Here is a 16,647-nt window from a genome sequence, read left to right on the forward strand (position 1 = left end):
ACCGGCGCCGGGGGTCCTGAGCACCGTCGGGTGCGCTACCAGCCATCCGTTACGCTCGCCTACGTGCTCGCACCCGAGCGGCGAACGCGCGCCGACGTCATCACCGCAGCCGCGATCGCCGTGTTCGTGGTGGTCGCGGTGATCGTGGCGTGGGCGACCAGCGGGGTGGCGAACACCGAGTCGATCGTCGCCGACCAACCGGCCCGGCCGCCGCAGCCCGCCGCGAAACTGCCCGCGAAACTCCAGGAGATGTGGCGCGCCCCCGATACGGCGACCGCCCGGGCACTCACCGCGGAGGGCGTGGCGGTCACCGGGGCGGACGGCAGTGTGATCGGACGCGATCCGCGGACCGGCGAACAGGTGTGGCGCTACACCCGTGAGCTGCCGCTGTGCGGAGTGGAATCCCAGTTCGGCATGGTCGTCGCGGTCTACCGCACCGACCGCGGCTGTAGCGAGACGACCATGGTCTCCGGTGCCGACGGGCAACGCCGGACCGCCCGCAGCAGCTACATGGACGGTCAGGTGCGCCTGTCGGTCGACGGGACCTACGTCCTCGCCCAGGGACCCGACCGGCTGGAGGTCTGGCGGTCGGATCTGGTGCGCACCCTCGAGTACGGCTATGTGGACGCCAAGGACAACTGGAAGACCCAGCCACGGAAGGGTTGCGCGTTGCTGTCGGCCGCCTCCAGCCCGTCCCGGCTGGTGGTATTGGAACGCTGCCCGGGCGAGCCGGCGAACCGGGTCACCGTGCAGGCACCCGCTCCCAAGGACGACAACGTGCCCGAGGAGTACGGGTCGCGACTGCTGGAGGGCGCGGGCGCCGCGTCCGCCGACGCGCGCGTGATCGCGGTGTCGGACAATCGGATCGCGGTTTACCAGCCCGGCGGCGACGCGCCCGGATCCGAGGCGCCGCGACTGACGATCCTCGATGCCAAGGGCAATCCGATCGTGGTACAGGAACTCTCGGCCCCACTCGACCGGACCGCCGCCACCGTACGCACCAACTCGGCGTTCCTGGTGTTCACCGGTAACAGCGTGATCGCCCTCGACGCCGGTACGTTCGAGCCGCTGTGGACCGCGGCCGACGCGCTCGGCACCCCGGTTCCGATGGCCGGGAAGCTGCTGCTGCCGGTGCCCGGCGCGATCGCCGCCCTCGATCCGGCCACCGGCGCCCGGGTGAACCGAATTCCGGTGGCGCGCCCCGATTACGGCGGCGGCCCGATCTCGCTCGGCGTGCTCGGCACCACGGTGCTCGAACACCGCGACGGTCAACTCGTGGCCCTCGCCGACCCCACCACGGTCGACACACCGCGCAGCGATACCGAACGGCCCGCAAAACCCTTGCGGTGAACCGTTTTCTGTCGGTGCCCTCCGGCAGACTGCGCGCCATGACCGAAGCAGCGCGACCTCTCGACACGGCCCCCGTGGCCGACCGACTCCGTTACGACGATCCCGACGCCCCGTGGAACCAGTACTCCGAGCAGGGCCCGGCCGACTGGAACATCGAGGTGATCCGGGAGTTCCGGGCCAACGGTGGACGAGTCGGCGGCGCGTACGCGGAGGCCGAACTGCTGCTGCTCACCACCACCGGCGCCCGGACCGGGAAACGGCATGTGGTCCCGCTGGGGGCGCTCTACCGCGGCGAAACCCTCTACCTCAGTTCGTTCGTCGAGGGCGGCTATCCCGCCTGGTACCACAATGTACGCGCGGATCCGGCGGTGATCGTGGAACTGGGTGATCACGTGTACCACGGCACCGCCCGGGTGCTCGCCGGCGCCGAATACGACGAATTCGCGGCCTGGGTGCTGGCGAACAACCCCCTGCTCGCCCAATTCCAGGCCGGCACCGACCGTCCGGTGCCACTGGTGGTGCTCACCCTGGCCACCTGATACCTGGCATCGGCGGGGTCCCACCTCGCCGCGCCCGCCCGGCGGCCGGGCATGATGGACCGTATGCCCGGCTCCGACGACGCCCGCGTGGTGCTGGTCCGCCACGGTGAGACCGATTGGTCGGTACGGCACCGCCATACCGGCCGCACCGATGTACCACTCACCGAGACCGGCGCCCGGCAGGCCACCGCCGCCGGCCGGGTGCTCGACGCGCTGCGGTTGCGCGATCCCCTCGTCTACGTCAGTCCCCGCGTGCGTGCCCGGCGCACCGCCGAGCTGGCCGGTCTGCCCGACCCTCAGATCGATCCCGACCTGGCCGAATGGGACTACGGCGACTACGAGGGCCGCACCACTGCCGAGATCCGCACCCGGGCCCCGGGCTGGACGGTGTGGACCGGCGCGATCCCCGGGGGCGAATCCGCCGAACAGGTCGGCGCCCGCGCCGACCGGGTGCTGAGCCGGGCGGCCGCCGCCCTCGGCACCCGGGATGTGGTGCTGGTCGGGCACGGCCATTTCTCGCGGGCCCTCATCGCCCGCTGGCTGGGGTTCGAGGTCCGGGAGGGACGCCGGTTCGCGCTCTCCACCGCCGCGGTGAGCGTCCTGGGCCACGAACACGAGGACCCGACCCTGTGGGCGCACAACCTGCACGCCGATGAACAGGCTTGATCTCGCGCGGCCGCCCGCCGCGCTCCCCGCCCGGGCCCCGGCCCACGATCGGACAAGGATTCCGCGCCCATGACATCCACCCCGCTCATCCGCCGCGCCACTCCCGCCGATGTGCCCGATCTCGTCCAGCTGGTGTACGGCCTGGCCGAATACGAGAAAGCCCGGGAGGAATGCACGCTGACGGCCGAACAACTACACACCGCCCTCTTCGGTCCCGATCCCGCGGTTTTCGCCCATGTGGCGCTGCTGGAGGGCGCGATCAGCGGCTGCGCCATCTGGTTCCGGAACTTCTCCACCTGGGACGGCGTACACGGGATCCATCTCGAGGATCTGTACGTCACCCCCGCGGCACGCGGCAGCGGGCTCGGCCGCGCCCTGCTCGCGGCGCTCGCCGACGAGGCGCGAACCCACGGCTACACCAGAGTGAGCTGGTCGGTGCTCACCTGGAACACGCCCTCGATCGGGTTCTACGAATCACTCGGCGCGCGTGTCCAGGACGATTGGGTGGGCTACCGGCTCTCCGGCGAGGCACTGACCGCGCTGGCCGATACCGCGCGGGCCGCCGCGGACGAGTGAATCGCCGTTCACTCCTCGCCCGTGACCCCGTACTCCTGAGCCGCCCAGCGTGAGGTCGGCGGCGCGAACAACAGGCCCAGCGCGCCCAGCGCCACCACGCCCAGCACGGTCCCGTACAGCGGTTGCCCCGACCCGAACAGCAGCGACCACACCACCGGCAACAGCAGCAGCTGGGTGATCACCGCGATCGCCCGACCCCAGCGCTGCCCGAACAGCAAGCCGATCCCGGACGCCAGCACCGCACCGCCCAGGATCCCGAACCACATGGCCGTGCCGTAGCCGCTGATCTCGTCCTCCCGATGCCCCAGCAATGCCCGCACGATCAGCACCGCCGCTACGATCACCGCGACAGCGCCCTCCAGCGTCACCAACCCCCCGGCCCCACGGACCGTCCCGGGCACACCACCGACGTCTTTTCGCTCGACCACCCGGCCAGCTTAGGCGGACATTCCGTCACACCCGCCGCAGCGTCACGTGATCGCTACCCGCTCCCCCGTCGGGCCACCTTCGTTCTCCCGGTCCTCCTGCGGCAAGTCCCTCCGATCGAACCCTCCACACCCGGCCGCATGCTCCCCGCACCGAGCCCCTGCGAGCCCACAAAGGGTCGACGCCCCTCCCGCCGCTCGAGCTCCCGGCGCCGAGTTCAGCGAGGCCCACAAAGGGTCGAGGCCCGTCCCGCCGTTCAGGCCTCGAAAGCGCCCGCGCCGAAGGCGCAAGTCTCGAGGCCTGAACGGCGGGACCTTCGGGGGCCTCGACCCCGCGGCGCCGCAGGCGCCGCAAATAAACACAGCACATTCCATTAAGGTGCGTAGGTGCGGACGTTGTTGATCGTCAACCCCAATGCGACCTCTACCACGGCGGCCACGCGAGATCTGCTCGCGCACGCGCTCGAGAGCCGGACCCAGCTGACCGTGGCGCACACCCAGCATCGTGGGCACGCCGCGGAGCTGGCGCAGTGGGCGGCGACCAACGAGATGGACCTCATCGTCGTGCACGGCGGGGACGGCACGGTCAACGAGACCATCAACGGTTTCGTGCCGCTGCCCCAGGTGGACGACGGACAGGTGTGGCGGCCGCGGCTCGGCATAATTCCCGGTGGTTCGGCCAATGTGTTCGCGCGGTCGCTGGATATCCGGCCGGATCCGGTGGCGGCCACCAACCAGTTGATCGATCTACTCAAGGCCGGTGACGCCGATCGCCGAATCGGGTTGGGGCTCACCGATGATCGCTGGTTCTGCTTCAGCGCGGGGGTCGGTTTGGACGCCGATGTATGTGCCGCGATCGACACCGCCCGGGCCAAGGGGCACGCCGCGACTCCGGCGCGTTACGTGCGCACGACCGTCGGTCGATTCTTCCGGGTCAAACGGGACCGGCCCGAAGTCACGGTGCACGTTCCCGGTCACGAACCCGTTTCCGGTGTTCATTACGCCTTTGTGACCAATACCAGTCCCTGGACTTATCTCAACGCGACTCCGGTGTGTACCAATCCGGGCACCCGGTTCGAAACCGGACTCGGTGTGTTCGCCGTGCGAACCATGGCGTTACTGCCTACACTGCGCCTGGCGACACAACTGCTGTCGCCGCACTCCGAGCCGAAGTCGCGGAAATTGTTCCGTGACGACGACGTGCCGTCGGTGCGCATCACCAGCGCCGATCCCATCGGTCTGCAAATCGACGGCGACTTCATCGGCGAACGTACCGTGGTGGATTTCACCGCTGTGCCCAACGTCCTGGACGTGGTCGCCCCGCGACCGGTTTGAACTGACGCATTCGGGAAATACATCTCGTTGTGCTGCAGAAACCGGCGTAGGCGAGTACAAAGGACTGCGGCAGGTCCCCGATGCGGGACTTCAGTGCGTGAGCTTCCCCACGGTGCATCGGATACCTATTGACATCTACGGTGTTCGTGAAAGCATTCACAAGCAACCGTGCGGAAACATTCAGTTCGCACAAGTGAACGACCCACCAACCGATCGGCGCCCGGTGCGGCGCCTTACTAAGGAGCAGAAGGAATGGACTGGCGCCATAAGGCCATCTGTCGCGACGAGGACCCTGAGCTGTTTTTCCCGGTGGGCAACAGTGGTCCTGCGCTCGCGCAGATTGCCGATGCCAAGCTGGTCTGCGCTCGCTGCCCTGTTACCGCCGAATGCCTGTCCTGGGCTCTGGGATCCGGGCAGGACGCCGGCGTATGGGGCGGAATGAGCGAAGACGAGCGGCGTGCGCTCAAGCGCCGCAATGCGCGCACCCGCACTCGGACCGCCGTCTAGAGCGCGGGGAAGCGATTACCGGACCCAGCCCGGTCCGGGAAGTCGCGAATGCCCGGCACCAGCATTTCTGGTGCCGGGCTGAATCTTTTCCGGGGCCCGTCGGCCCGGAGCGACGGACTTTACCGGATTACAGCCCCGGAAATCATCCGGTGTTTCCGACCACAGACGGTCCCGGGTATGCATAATTGAAACCGGCGAGTTTCCGTCGGGTATCAGCGTGCCGAGCGGCGCCCCAGTGGCACCCGTAGCACCGCGTCGGTTCCGATATCGGTACCCGGATGCAGGCCGATCGTACCGCCCAGCTCCGCGGTCACCAGCGTGCGCACGATCTGCAGCCCGAGACTGTCGGAGGACTGCAGGCTGAACCCCTCGGGCAGGCCCTGTCCGTCATCACTGATGATCACGTCCAGCCAGCGCGCCGAACGCTCCGCGCGAATGGTCACCGTACCGTTCTGGCCGCCGTCGAAGGCGTGCTCGATGGCGTTCTGCACCAGTTCGGTGAGCACCATGACCAGCGGAGTCGCCCGTTCCGCGGAGAAGACACCCAGAGAACCCGCCCGGCGCACCGTGATCCGAGCCGTGTGCACCGTGGCGACATCGGCCATGATCGGCAGCAGCCGGTCGACCACCTCGTCCAGATCGACCTCCTCGTCGACGGACATGGACAGCATCTCGTGCACCGACGCGATGGAGGTGACCCGGCGCACCGATTCGGTGAGCGCCACCCGCGCCTCCTCGTTCTCGGTTCGACGCGCCTGCAGCCGCAGCAGCGCCGCCACCGTCTGCAGGTTGTTCTTCACCCGGTGATGGATCTCGCGGATGGTGGCGTCCTTGCTGAGCAACGCCCGGTCCCGGCGTTTGACCTCGGTGACGTCCCGGACCAGCACCGCCGCCCCCGCCAGCTGCCCGTGCGGACGCAACACCAGGGTGCGCAGCAGCACGGTGGCCCCTCGCGCCTCCACCTCCATCCGGCGCCCGGTGCGACCCGCGAGAGCGGCCTGGATATCCCCCACCACCTCCTGCGCGTCGAACGGATCGGTGATCAGCGACCGCGTCGTGATCGCCAGATCCTGGCCCGCCAGATCGGCCTGCAACCCCATCCGGTGATACGCCGACAACGCGTTCGGGCTGGCATAGGTGACGATCCCCGCGGTGTCGAGCCGGATGAACCCGTCACCGGCTCGCGGACTGGAATGGGTCGCGGCGCGGTCCTCGGTGGTCGGGAAAGTCCCGTCGGCAATCATCTGGCACAGGTCGTCGGCGCAGGCGACATAGGCGATCTCCAGCCCACTGCGCACCCGCGACCGCTGCCGGTCGGTATCCCGGCTGAGCACCGCGATCACATCGTCGCCGCACCGCACCGGAATCGCCTCCCGGATCGCGTGGACCGGATGCGGATGGTAGACCCCCTGCGCCTCCCCCTCGGTATCGGTGCGCACGATCTCCCCGCGAGTGAGCGCCTCGAACACCTGGGAATGCTCGGAGTACCGGGCGGTGGTCCCGACCAGGTCCTCCAGATGCACCGTCGGCGCGGTGGTCGGCCGGCACTGGGCGACACATACGATATCGGCGCCGTCGCCGACCGGTCCGGCCCCCACCCACAGCAGCAGATCGGAAAACGACAGGTCGGCGAGCAACTGCCAGTCACCGACCACCCGCTGCAGATGATCCACCGCCACCCCGGGCAGATCGGTGTGCTCGGCCAGCAGATCACTCAGTGTCGACATGCTGTAATTCTGGCGCGCCTTCGGCGCGCGGGGTCGAGGCCCCCTCGGTCCCGCCGTTCAGGCCTCGAGACTTGCGCTTCGCGCGGGCGCTTTCGAGGCCTGAACGGCGGGACGGGCCTCGACCCTTTGTGGGCCTCGCCGAACTCGGCACCGAGAAAGCGCTGCTGCTCGTGAAGGCGACCGGATGCCAGGTCGCCGGTGCGGTCGAGTCTGCATCCGACCCGGCCGTCGAATGCCGACGCAACCGCATGTGTCGAGTTTTACGAGACACCTGAAAGGGTTGAGGCCCGTCTCGCCGTTTCGGCCTCGAAAGCGCCCGCGCGAAGCGCAAGTCTCGAGGCCGAAACGGCGAGACCAAGGGGGCCTCAACCCCGCGGCGCCGAAGGCGCCGCCAAAAAACACAGCACCTCAACGAGCGAGCCCCCATACTCGCCTTCACAGGTAAGGCGCACCACTCACCCCCGCGAGCAAAGCCCGCCACTCACCCTCACAGGTAAGCCCGCAACGTCACCGTCGCGAACCGTGCCTCACTCGCGCCGAACCTTTCACGAGCCCATCCCGCACCCCGGTCGGCCGCGCCGAAATCACTGCACGACGGCTATGAGGTCACCTTGCTGAAGGACCTGACCCGGAGTGACCGCGATGGAGGCGACCTCCCCGCCGACTTCGGTGATCACCGGGATCTCCATCTTCATGGACTCGAGCAGGACCAGAGTCTGGTCGACCGCCACCCGGTCCCCGACTTCGACCTCGACGGTGAGCACCGTGGACACCATCTCCGCCCGCACTTCTTCCGCCATGGTCACCCCGTTCGCTAGGTTCGTTCCGGTATCGGGGCCCGGGCCCGCTGTACCGCCGTCGGTACAGCCAACCACACGTGGAAGAATGGCCGGGATCAACATGTACTCCCCGCAGACGCGGGATATGCCCCAGGAGGGAGCTACCGATGGGTAAGCGTGGCCGCAAGAAGCGCAGCCGTAAGGGAAATGCCGCCAATCACGGCAAGCGTCCCAACGCCTGAGCCGACCGGCCGAGGCCGGGCACAGACCACGAGCGGCCCGCACTTCGCAGGAAGTGCGGGCCGCTCGGTGTTCGGGTGTGGGCGGTATCAGGCCCGGTTCGGGTCGACCGGGAGATCGCCGGTCCGGAAGGTCACCGATCGGATCTCCACGGCGAGTCGTTCGCGCAGCGAATCGGGCGCCTTCTCGCCGCCGCATTTGCGGTGCAGCATGCTCTTGATCTTCTCTTCGATGCCGTAGGCCTCGATGCAGGGCGCGCAGTGGTCCATATGGTGCTGGAGCCGTTCGCGGGTGCGGTCGTCGCATTCACCGTCGAGCATGAGCCAGACGTCGGCCAATACCGCCGTGCAGTCGAGCTCCATATCGGGGTCGTGCTCGGTGCTCACTGCTTGACCTCCTGGCGCACCGCCGCGGCGGTATCGGCATCGCCGGACTCGGACGCGGTGCGGTTGAACCCGCGTTCACGCGCCACATCGGCGAGCAAACCCTTCAGTTGTTTCCGGCCGCGATGCAGCCGGGACATCACCGTACCGATAGGAGTGCCCATGATGTCGGCGATTTCCTTGTACGGGAACCCTTCGACATCGGCGTAGTACACCGCCATCCGGAACTCCTCGGGCAGTTGCACGAGGGCGGCTTTGATGTCGTCGTCGGGAAGGGCGTCGAGGGCTTCGACCTCGGCCGAGCGCAGGCCGGTGGAGCTGTGCTCGGCGGTGGCGGCGAGCTGCCAGTCGGTGATCTCGTCGGTGGGGTACTGCGCGGGCTGGCGCTGCTTCTTCCGATACGAGTTTATGTAGGTATTGGTGAGGATCCGGTAGAGCCAGGCCCGCAGGTTGGTGCCTTCTTTGAAGGACTTGAAACCGGCATAGGCCTTGACGTAGGTCTCCTGGACCAGGTCTTCGGCGTCGGCGGGGTTACGCGTCATCCGCAGGGCAGCGCCGTAGAGCTGGTCCAGCATGGGTAGCGCGTCCCGCTCGAACCGCTGGGCCAGTTCGGCGTCGGTCTCCGGCTGCCCGGCAGGCCGCGCGTCGGCGCCGGTATCGGTCGCCACGTCGTCCTCGCTCGTCACACGTGTCCCTTCGATCGGCTTACCTGCCAAATCTACCGGGAGCGCGAACAGCGGGAAGAACCGCGTGCGCGCCGAAGCCGGATCATGGTGGACCGGGCGTGGTTCGACGAGAACGGGCACCGTCACTCCTTCACTCGTGCGCGGGGCCGCACCAGCAGAACCGTCTGTTCCGTCCGATGCGCTGTTTCTGCCGCGTACAACTCACTGTGCCCGCGAAGTGTTCCCCGACCATGGGAAAGTCACCTCACAGACCGGGTCGGCGCCGCCCGGGTAGGGTCCGGCCCATGGCAGCAGCCGCCACTCCGGCGATCCGGGCACTGGTCACCGCCGGTGCCGCACACACCGTGCACAGTTACGACCACGACCCACGCGCCGGCACCTTCGGCGGCGAGGCGGTCGATGTGCTGGTCGCCCGCCTCGGTGTCGAACCGGGGCAGATCTTCAAAACGCTGGTACTGGAGTTGTCCACCGGCGCGCTGGCGGTCGCGGTGCTGCCGGTGCCCGGCACACTGTCGCTGAAGGCCGCCGCGGCGGCGCTGGGGGCGCCCAAGGCGGCGCTGGCCGACCGGACCCGGGCCGAGCGCGGGACCGGGTACGTCCTGGGCGGTATCTCGCCACTGGGGCAGCGCAAACGCCATCCCACGGTGATCGACGACTCCGCGCTCGGCTGGGATCGGATGCTGTGCAGTGCGGGACGGCGCGGCCTGGAGATCGAAGTCGCGCCCGCCGATCTGGTCCGGTTGACCGGGGCGGTGACCGCGCCGGTCACCGCCTGAGTCCGGGCGGCCCGGCGGCCCGTCCTGCTTCGCTCCCCGCGTGCCGGGCGGTAATTCACCAGGTCAGGCCGGTTCGTATGCGTTACTTGGTACGACCGATCGTCCGACCCGAGGATGTGATGCGATATGTCCCCGCGCAAATCTGTGCGCACCGTGTTCTTCGCCGTGTCCGCGGCCGTGGCCCTGTCCGTCGGCCCGGCGGTGCTGTCGGCGCCGATGGCCCTGGCGGCGCCGGCGGGTGAGTTCCCGCTCGCCGACCAGGGTGAGTCGGAGAACGAATCGGAGAGCCGCACCCCGGAGAACGATCTCGGTAAGCGCGCCGAGGAAGCCGGCGAGCGCGCCGAGGAAGCCGGCGGCGGAGTGGTGACCGAGGTCATCGATCTGAGCGGCGATATTTTGAAATGCGGCTTGCACATCGCCACTCCGGCGATCGAATGCCCGCTGGGCGATAGCTGAGCCTCGCCGCGGCCCGGGGCGGTGAACCGTCCCGGGCCGACGCGGCCTCACAGCAGGGTGGTCTGCTCCGCCGTATCGGCGGCGGGCGCCAGTAGTTCCGGGCCGTTGTTCTTCACACTGTTCACCAAGGTCGATACCGGCCGGGCCGCGATCTCGGCCACCAATGCCTCGCTGGGCGGGCCGAGCAGGTCGGCGGGGGCGCGATGATCGGGGTCGAGCCAGGCATCCCAGTGTTCGCGGGGCATGGGCAGCGGCATCCGGTCGTGGATACGGGTGAGATCACCGACGGCGTCGGTGGTGAGGATGGTGCACGAGAGCAGTGGTTCCGGATCGTCGAGCGACCGGTCCCGCCAGACCGACCACAGCCCCGCCATGTACAGCCGCTCACCGTCCGGGCGGGACATGAAGTACGGGTGCTTGACCACCTTGGGCTTCTTCCCGTTGCCCGGACCCGCCGGATCGGGTTCGACGAGCCATTCGTACCAGCCGTCCATCGGGACCAGGCAGCGCCGGTATTTCACCGCGTCCCGGAAGGACGGGAGCGTCGCCGCCCTATCTGCCCGGGCGTTGAACAGCGGTTTTCCCTTCACCGGAACACCCGGTTCGGCGGCTTTGCTCCAGTGCGGAATCAATCCCCAGCGCATCCGCCGGATCCGGCGGCTCGGTGTGTCGTCGGGGTGTTCGTGGGTATGCCGATCGACGACCGTGACGATCTGCGTCGTCGGCGCGACGTTGTAGTTGGCCCCCGGCGCCCGGCCGCCGCGGGTATCCGCGTCCTCCCCGGCCGTCGGCCCGCCACCGCCCGGTGCTCCGAAGCCCCCGGTCTCGTCGATGGCGTCCAACTCGACCGCGAGCCGGCCGGGATCCGTCGTTGTCGCATACCGTCCGCACATATTCCGATACTTACACCGAATACCGACAGATCAAGACAATCACGGCCTCGTCCGCAACAATGATGACAGTACTTCGTGACGTGTTGAGAGTTATGTCTTAGCATTCTCTCACCGGGGACGCGGCGGTCACAGGCTGCCCGTTCACGCGCGCAGCTACCGCCCTACTTCCGCAGAGGAGAACCTGTGACAACCACCGAAAACGCCACCGAGAAAGAATCGGTGCTCACCTCGGTCGATCCGGCCACAGGAGCGACCCTGGCCACGTACCCGATCGCCGACGAGAATGCGGTCGGCGAGGCTGTCGCGAAGGCGCGCGCCGCCGCTCCGGTCTGGGAGGACCTGGGCTTCGACGGCCGGAAGAAAGCCCTGCTGCGCTGGTCGAGCCGACTGGTCGCCAAATCCGACGAATTCTGCGCGCTCATCCACGCCGAGAACGGTAAACCGCTCGACGACGCATTTCTGGAGCTCATGCTCGCCCTCGAGCACATCGCCTGGGCCGCCAAGCACGCCAAGAAGGTTCTGTCCCCGCAGAAGGTGCCCGCGGGCCCGCTGATGGCCAACTTCTCGGCCCGGATCGAATACCGGCCGCTGGGTGTCATCGGCGTGATCGGACCGTGGAACTATCCCGTCTACACCCCTAACGGGTCGCTGGCCTACGCGCTGGCCGCCGGTAACACCGTGGTATTCAAGCCGTCCGAGTTCTCCACCGGAATCGGCAATTTCCTCGCCGAGGCGTTCTCGGAGGCCAACCCGGAACTGCCCGAGGGCGTTTTCGTCGCGATCAACGGTTTCGGCGCGACCGGCGCCGCGCTGGTGAAGTCCGGAGTGGACAAGATCGCCTTCACCGGTTCGGCCGCCACCGGCCGCAAGATCATGGCCTCGGCCGCCGAGAACCTCACCCCGGTGCTGCTGGAGTGCGGCGGTAAAGACCCCGTGATCGTCGCCGCGGACGCCGATGTGAAGGCCGCCGCCGACGCCATCGCCTGGGGCGCCACCTCCAACAGCGGCCAGACCTGCGCCGGCGTGGAACGCGTCTACGTGGACAAGTCGGTCAAGGAGGAGTTCCTCGCCGAACTGACCCGCATCCTGAAGGATGTGAAACCGGGCTCGGACAAGGACGCCGCCTACGGCCCGATGACCATGCCGAGTCAGATCGACATCGTCAAGAGGCATATCGACGCGGCCCTGGCCAGCGGTGGCAAAGCCGTGCTCGGCGGCCCGGAATCGATCAAGGGCCCCTTCATCGAACCCGTCGTGCTGGTCGATGTGGACGAGGACTCGGCGGCGGTCAAGGAGGAGACCTTCGGGCCGACCGTCACCGTCACCACGGTGAACAGCATCGACGAGGCCGTGGATCTCGCCAACAACACCACCTTCGGCCTGGCCTCGGCGGTGTATTCGAAGAAGCAGGGACTCGAGATCGCCCGGCGGCTGAAGGTCGGCGCGACCTCGGTGAACTCGGTACTCGGCTTCGCCGCCATCCCCGGGCTGCCCTTCGGTGGCAGTGCCGACTCCGGTATCGGCCGGATCCACGGGGAGCCGGGTATGCGCGAATTCGTCCGGCCGCATTCGATCGCCGTGCAGCGCTTCACGATTCCCGGAATGGCGTTGCAGAGCTATCGGCGCACCCAGGCGAATATGAAGATGCTGCGCAAGATGGTTCCGCTGCTGCACGGCCGGAACAAGTAGTCCGGCCGCTTCAGATGCGGACGCGATCGGTGGTGCCCGGCGACACACTTACGAGCACCACCGACACGCATGTCACCCCGATGCGCCAAGATGGTCGGGTGAGTTTCTGGCCAGCGCCCCATGTCGATGCCCCAGTGCATGCGACCGTCACCCTGCCCGGCTCCAAATCGATCACGAACAGAGCGCTGGTCCTGGCCGCGCTCGCCGATGGCCCCTCGACCATCACCGGAGCCCTGCGCAGCCGTGACACCGGTCTGATGATCGCCGCGCTGCGTGCCCTCGGCACCCAGATCATCGGTGACGCGGACACCCTCGCCGTCACCCCCGCGCCACTACAGGGCGGGCGGGTCGACTGTGGCCTGGCCGGAACCGTGATGCGTTTCGTCCCCCCGGTCGCGACCCTCGCGGTGGGCGAGACCGCCTTCGACGGCGATATCGCCGCCCGGGTCCGCCCGCTGCGCACTATCCTCGATGCCCTGCGCGGACTCGGCGCGGATATCGAGGGCGACGCGCTGCCGTTCACCGTGCGCGGGACCGGCGCCCTGCGCGGTGGCGCCATCACCATCGACGCCTCGGGCTCCTCCCAGTTCGTCTCGGGTCTGCTGCTGTCGGGGGCACGTTTCGACGAGGGCGTGGTGGTGCGCCATTCCGGGAGCGCGCTGCCCTCCATGCCGCATATCGAGATGACCGTCGAGATGCTGCGCCGGGCCGACGTCGCGGTCGAAGCGCCCACCGATGTCCGGGGCGAGCAGACCTGGACCGTGTCCCCGGGGCCGATCCGCGCGGTCGACTGGACGGTCGAGCCGGACCTGTCCAACGCCACCCCGTTCCTGGCCGCGGCCGCGGTCACCGGCGGCCGGGTACGCATCCCGCACTGGCCGCGGCTGACCACCCAGGCCGGCGATGTGATCCGGGAGATCCTGGTGCGGATGGGCGCCGAAGCCGGGTTCGGCGACGGCGCGCTCACCGTGACCGGCCCGGACCGGCTGGCCGGTATCGATATCGATCTGCACGATGTGGGCGAACTGACCCCGACCGTCGCGGCGCTGGCGGCACTGGCCGATTCGGAGTCGCGGCTGCGGGGCATCGCCCATCTGCGCGGGCACGAAACCGATCGGCTGGCCGCCCTGTCCACCGAGATCAATCGGCTCGGCGGGCAGGTGACCGAGACCGAGGACGGCCTGGAGATCGTGCCGGCCCCGCTGCACGGCGGCCGCTGGCATTCCTACGCCGACCACCGGATGGCGACGGCCGGCGCTATTCTCGGGCTCGCCGTACCGGGGATCGAGATCGAGGACATCGGTACGACCGCCAAGACCCTGCCCGACTTCGTCGCCCTGTGGGAATCCATGCTCGACCCGCAGTCGGCCGGACCGGGAGCGGCTCACTGAGCCGGCGCGGCCGTACCACCGCCTCCTACGACGAATCCGATGTCCGGGTGCGTCCCGGGCGGAGTTCGCGGCCGCGGACCAAGACCCGCCCGGAGCACCGGGACGCGCAGCCGGCCATGGTCGTCTCGGTGGACCGGGGGCGCTGGGGGTGTGTGCTCGACGGTGATCCGCACCGTCCGCTGGTGGCCATGCGGGCCCGGGAGCTGGGCCGCACCCCCATCGTGGTCGGCGACCGGGTGGAGGTGGTCGGCGACCTGTCCGGTCGGCCCGACACGCTCGCGCGGATCGTCCGGGTCACCGAGCGCACCACGGTGCTGCGGCGCACCGCCGACGACACCGATCCGTTCGAGCGCGTGGTGGTCGGTAATGCGGAGAAGTTGTTCATCGTGGTGGCGCTGGCCGATCCGCCGCCGCGTACCGGGTTCGTGGAGCGAGCCATGGTGGCCGCCTACGCGGGCGGCCTGGAACCCGTCCTCTGTCTCACCAAACACGATCTGGCGGGGGACTCGGCATTCGCGGCCGCGTTCGACGATCTGGATCTGACCATTGTCTACGCGGGGATCGACGACCCGCTCGACGCGGCACTGGCCCTGCTCACCGGCCACCTCACCTGTTTTCTCGGGCATTCCGGAGTCGGGAAATCCACGCTGGTCAACCGTTTGGTTCCCGACGCCGAGCGCGCGGTCGGCGAGGTATCCGGGGTCGGGAAGGGCAAGCACACCTCCACGCAGTCGGTCGCGCTGGCGCTGCCGGGTGGCGGCTGGGTCATCGACACTCCGGGCGTGCGGTCGTTCGGCCTCGCCCACATCACACCCGACGATGTGATCGCGGCCTTCACCGATCTCGCCGAGGCGATCGAGGACTGCCCGCGCGGTTGTACGCATCTGGGCCCACCCGCAGATCCCGAATGCGCGCTGGACGAACTGCCGGACAAGACGCGGCGGGTGGCCGCGATCCGCCGCCTGCTGGTCGCGCTGAACTCCAACGACCAGTGGTGAGCGAGCCGGTTACGGCAAGCCGGCGTTCTTCCGTCGCGGTGTCCGAGGTTTCGGCGTCTTGGGCGGCAGCGCTGCGGCGAACCGCGCGCCGCGTTCGACCCAGGTGGTGAGGTCGCGGTCGCTGCGCACCGCCGCTTCCGTCACCCGTAGCCATCCGTCCAGTTCCCGGCCCTGCATCACCATGGGGGTCACCGAGGTGTCGTCGACCAGCGCGTCGGCCGCGGCCGGTTCCATCCGCACCATCAGCCCACCCTCCCGGCTGACGGCGACTCCCATATGACCGCCGAAGAGAAAGGCCAGTCCGCCGAACATCGCGCGCTCGGACACCCCGGCACGGCCGCCCACCACCTCTCGGACCCGTTCCGCCAGTTCCTCGTCGTATGCCATGGGGCCAGTGTGCGCCCATGGGCCGACAGTTCTCCCGAGGCGGACGGTCGACTCGCGGCACTCCGCCAGTCGCTCGTCCCGGTCAATAGATATGTTGCGTTATGTGCCCACCCGGTTGCCGGCCGGGCATCGCAGGCCTCCCCAGCCGCCTGCATCACGTCGCGTATCGGTCGCTCGACGCGGACATCATCGGCAGCTTACGAATTCCCCGGACGGCGGCTTGCCGACCTGTACCCGGGGCCGCCGTCAGGAAGCGATTGCGTCATTTGTTATGGTTCAAACATAACAAGGAGGTACCCATGACCACCCTCGGCCCACTGCGGCTCTGCCTACTGGCCGGACTCCCGCCCGTGCTGTCCGCCGTCCCCAACATCGTGTTGCTGGCCGCGGCGGCCGATCGGCTGCCCGATCCGCTGGCCACCCATTTCGCCGGGGACGGCGCCGACGGGTTCACCGGACGGGTAGCGACCATGGCCGTCTCCGCCGGCCTGGGCCTGAGCCTGGGCATCCTGTTCGCCGTGATCCTCGTCCTGGGCGCCCGCACGGGCGTCCGCCGGCCCGATGGTCCCCTGGATCCGATCCGATCCCTGGTCGCCACCTCCTGGGGTGTGGCTGGCTTCCTCGGGGTGATCATCTTGTCGGCCACGATCGCCAACCTCGACGCCGCCGATCCCGCCCGGGTCACACTCTCGGGATGGGCGTTCGCGGCCGCGGCGGCCACCGGGTTGGTGTTCGGTGCGGCGGGCTGGCTCGCCGCCCCGGATTCCCCGGTGGGCGCCCCCGGGCCGGCGCCGGCCGAGCCGCTCGCGCTCGGCCGCACCGAACGCGTCAGCTGGTCCCGCCG

20 protein-coding genes are annotated in these 16,647 nt (G+C 68.8%); 13 read left to right on the forward strand and 7 right to left on the reverse strand.

What is annotated here, in order from left to right:
• The 4 genes from ON38_RS19340 to ON38_RS19355 all read left to right on the forward strand — a co-directional run.
• Positions 1 to 1,350 (forward strand): Rv3212 family protein (locus tag ON38_RS19340; protein WP_245564113.1); only part of this gene is annotated, 1,350 nt, incomplete at its 5' end.
• Positions 1,351 to 1,388: 38 nt separating this feature from the next.
• The gene (locus tag ON38_RS19345) at positions 1,389 to 1,889 is read left to right on the forward strand and encodes a nitroreductase/quinone reductase family protein (RefSeq protein WP_051164975.1); all 501 of its coding nucleotides are present in this window, start codon (positions 1,389 to 1,391) and stop codon (positions 1,887 to 1,889) included.
• Positions 1,890 to 1,952: 63 nt separating this feature from the next.
• Positions 1,953 to 2,555 (forward strand): acid phosphatase, encoded by a 603-nt coding sequence (locus ON38_RS19350; RefSeq protein WP_039826300.1) that lies wholly within the window; start codon positions 1,953 to 1,955, stop codon positions 2,553 to 2,555.
• A 69-nt stretch (positions 2,556 to 2,624) separates the two neighbouring features.
• On the forward strand, positions 2,625 to 3,131 hold the full coding sequence (locus tag ON38_RS19355) for a GNAT family N-acetyltransferase (RefSeq protein WP_039826286.1): 507 nt from the start codon (positions 2,625 to 2,627) through the stop codon (positions 3,129 to 3,131).
• 8 nt (positions 3,132 to 3,139) lie between these two features.
• Here ON38_RS19355 and ON38_RS19360 read toward each other — a convergent pair whose 3' ends face one another.
• Positions 3,140 to 3,559 (reverse strand): hypothetical protein, encoded by a 420-nt coding sequence (locus ON38_RS19360; protein ID WP_051164973.1) that lies wholly within the window; start codon positions 3,557 to 3,559, stop codon positions 3,140 to 3,142.
• A 384-nt stretch (positions 3,560 to 3,943) separates the two neighbouring features.
• On the opposite strand from ON38_RS19360, the gene ON38_RS19365 reads away from it, so the two are divergent.
• A complete protein-coding gene (locus ON38_RS19365) occupies positions 3,944 to 4,891 on the forward strand; it encodes a diacylglycerol/lipid kinase family protein (protein ID WP_039826288.1) in 948 nt (315 codons plus the stop codon).
• 252 nt (positions 4,892 to 5,143) lie between these two features.
• Positions 5,144 to 5,398 (forward strand): WhiB family transcriptional regulator, encoded by a 255-nt coding sequence (locus ON38_RS19370; RefSeq protein WP_033243220.1) that lies wholly within the window; start codon positions 5,144 to 5,146, stop codon positions 5,396 to 5,398.
• 212 nt (positions 5,399 to 5,610) lie between these two features.
• Here ON38_RS19370 and ON38_RS19375 read toward each other — a convergent pair whose 3' ends face one another.
• Together ON38_RS19375 and ON38_RS19380 are read right to left on the reverse strand one after the other, a co-directional pair.
• On the reverse strand, positions 5,611 to 7,125 hold the full coding sequence (locus ON38_RS19375; protein ID WP_039826289.1) for a sensor histidine kinase: 1,515 nt from the start codon (positions 7,123 to 7,125) through the stop codon (positions 5,611 to 5,613).
• Positions 7,126 to 7,709: 584 nt separating this feature from the next.
• Entirely contained in the window at positions 7,710 to 7,925 is a 216-nt protein-coding gene (locus ON38_RS19380) for a biotin/lipoyl-binding carrier protein (protein WP_039826290.1), read from the reverse strand.
• A gap of 146 nt (positions 7,926 to 8,071) precedes the next feature.
• Between ON38_RS19380 and ON38_RS38215 the strand changes: the two genes are divergently transcribed.
• Positions 8,072 to 8,146 carry a 50S ribosomal protein bL37 gene (locus ON38_RS38215; protein ID WP_022597109.1) on the forward strand — a complete coding sequence of 25 codons (75 nt, stop codon included), beginning with the start codon at positions 8,072 to 8,074 and terminating at the stop codon, positions 8,144 to 8,146.
• An 87-nt stretch (positions 8,147 to 8,233) separates the two neighbouring features.
• On the opposite strand, the gene rsrA is transcribed toward ON38_RS38215, so the two are convergent.
• Together rsrA and ON38_RS19390 are read right to left on the reverse strand one after the other, a co-directional pair.
• Positions 8,234 to 8,506, reverse strand: a complete 273-nt coding sequence (gene rsrA / locus ON38_RS19385) for a mycothiol system anti-sigma-R factor (RefSeq protein WP_051164976.1) — start codon at positions 8,504 to 8,506, stop codon at positions 8,234 to 8,236.
• A 20-nt stretch (positions 8,507 to 8,526) separates the two neighbouring features.
• Positions 8,527 to 9,213: a sigma-70 family RNA polymerase sigma factor gene (locus tag ON38_RS19390; RefSeq protein ID WP_373281235.1), complete on the reverse strand. Its 687-nt coding sequence runs from the start codon at positions 9,211 to 9,213 to the stop codon at positions 8,527 to 8,529.
• A gap of 284 nt (positions 9,214 to 9,497) precedes the next feature.
• On the opposite strand from ON38_RS19390, the gene ON38_RS19395 reads away from it, so the two are divergent.
• Both ON38_RS19395 and ON38_RS19400 read left to right on the forward strand, forming a co-directional pair.
• The gene (locus ON38_RS19395) at positions 9,498 to 9,989 is read left to right on the forward strand and encodes a YbaK/EbsC family protein (RefSeq protein ID WP_039826292.1); all 492 of its coding nucleotides are present in this window, start codon (positions 9,498 to 9,500) and stop codon (positions 9,987 to 9,989) included.
• A 126-nt stretch (positions 9,990 to 10,115) separates the two neighbouring features.
• Entirely contained in the window at positions 10,116 to 10,445 is a 330-nt protein-coding gene (locus tag ON38_RS19400; protein ID WP_039826293.1) for a hypothetical protein, read from the forward strand.
• 47 nt (positions 10,446 to 10,492) lie between these two features.
• Here the strand turns inward: ON38_RS19400 and ON38_RS19405 are convergent, their stop codons facing one another.
• On the reverse strand, positions 10,493 to 11,338 hold the full coding sequence (locus ON38_RS19405; protein WP_039826294.1) for an SOS response-associated peptidase: 846 nt from the start codon (positions 11,336 to 11,338) through the stop codon (positions 10,493 to 10,495).
• A 183-nt stretch (positions 11,339 to 11,521) separates the two neighbouring features.
• Here ON38_RS19405 and ON38_RS19410 point away from each other — a divergent pair, with 183 nt between their 5' ends.
• From ON38_RS19410 to rsgA, 3 genes are all read left to right on the forward strand, one after another.
• Positions 11,522 to 13,027 (forward strand): aldehyde dehydrogenase family protein, encoded by a 1,506-nt coding sequence (locus ON38_RS19410; RefSeq protein WP_039826295.1) that lies wholly within the window; start codon positions 11,522 to 11,524, stop codon positions 13,025 to 13,027.
• Positions 13,028 to 13,107: 80 nt separating this feature from the next.
• The gene (gene aroA, locus ON38_RS19415; RefSeq protein ID WP_083872839.1) at positions 13,108 to 14,418 is read left to right on the forward strand and encodes a 3-phosphoshikimate 1-carboxyvinyltransferase; all 1,311 of its coding nucleotides are present in this window, start codon (positions 13,108 to 13,110) and stop codon (positions 14,416 to 14,418) included.
• Positions 14,415 to 15,416: a ribosome small subunit-dependent GTPase A gene (gene rsgA, locus ON38_RS19420; RefSeq protein ID WP_051164978.1), complete on the forward strand. Its 1,002-nt coding sequence runs from the start codon at positions 14,415 to 14,417 to the stop codon at positions 15,414 to 15,416. The genes aroA and rsgA overlap by 4 nt, the downstream gene beginning before the upstream one ends.
• Before the next feature lie 9 nt (positions 15,417 to 15,425).
• On the opposite strand, the gene ON38_RS19425 is transcribed toward rsgA, so the two are convergent.
• Positions 15,426 to 15,803, reverse strand: a complete 378-nt coding sequence (locus tag ON38_RS19425) for a TfoX/Sxy family protein (RefSeq protein WP_051164974.1) — start codon at positions 15,801 to 15,803, stop codon at positions 15,426 to 15,428.
• Positions 15,804 to 16,102: 299 nt separating this feature from the next.
• On the opposite strand from ON38_RS19425, the gene ON38_RS19430 reads away from it, so the two are divergent.
• Positions 16,103 to 16,647 (forward strand): hypothetical protein (locus ON38_RS19430; protein ID WP_039826297.1); only part of this gene is annotated, 545 nt, incomplete at its 3' end.

The sequence above is a fragment of the Nocardia testacea NBRC 100365 genome, assembly GCF_000308775.1.
In the GTDB taxonomy this organism is placed as follows: domain Bacteria; phylum Actinomycetota; class Actinomycetes; order Mycobacteriales; family Mycobacteriaceae; genus Nocardia; species Nocardia testacea.

Coding starts and splice junctions, on each gene's coding strand:
- aroA (WP_083872839.1), top strand. CDS start 13,108: ATGCGCCAAGATGGTCGGGTGAGTTTCTGGCCAGCGCCCCATGTCGAT.
- ON38_RS19370 (WP_033243220.1), top strand. CDS start 5,144: ATGGACTGGCGCCATAAGGCCATCTGTCGCGACGAGGACCCTGAGCTG.
- ON38_RS19395 (WP_039826292.1), top strand. CDS start 9,498: ATGGCAGCAGCCGCCACTCCGGCGATCCGGGCACTGGTCACCGCCGGT.
- ON38_RS19375 (WP_039826289.1), bottom strand. CDS start 7,125: ATGTCGACACTGAGTGATCTGCTGGCCGAGCACACCGATCTGCCCGGG.
- ON38_RS19345 (WP_051164975.1), top strand. CDS start 1,389: ATGACCGAAGCAGCGCGACCTCTCGACACGGCCCCCGTGGCCGACCGA.
- rsrA (WP_051164976.1), bottom strand. CDS start 8,506: ATGGAGCTCGACTGCACGGCGGTATTGGCCGACGTCTGGCTCATGCTC.
- ON38_RS19425 (WP_051164974.1), bottom strand. CDS start 15,803: ATGGCATACGACGAGGAACTGGCGGAACGGGTCCGAGAGGTGGTGGGC.
- ON38_RS19355 (WP_039826286.1), top strand. CDS start 2,625: ATGACATCCACCCCGCTCATCCGCCGCGCCACTCCCGCCGATGTGCCC.
- ON38_RS19405 (WP_039826294.1), bottom strand. CDS start 11,338: ATGTGCGGACGGTATGCGACAACGACGGATCCCGGCCGGCTCGCGGTC.
- ON38_RS19380 (WP_039826290.1), bottom strand. CDS start 7,925: ATGGCGGAAGAAGTGCGGGCGGAGATGGTGTCCACGGTGCTCACCGTC.
- ON38_RS19400 (WP_039826293.1), top strand. CDS start 10,116: ATGTCCCCGCGCAAATCTGTGCGCACCGTGTTCTTCGCCGTGTCCGCG.
- ON38_RS19350 (WP_039826300.1), top strand. CDS start 1,953: ATGCCCGGCTCCGACGACGCCCGCGTGGTGCTGGTCCGCCACGGTGAG.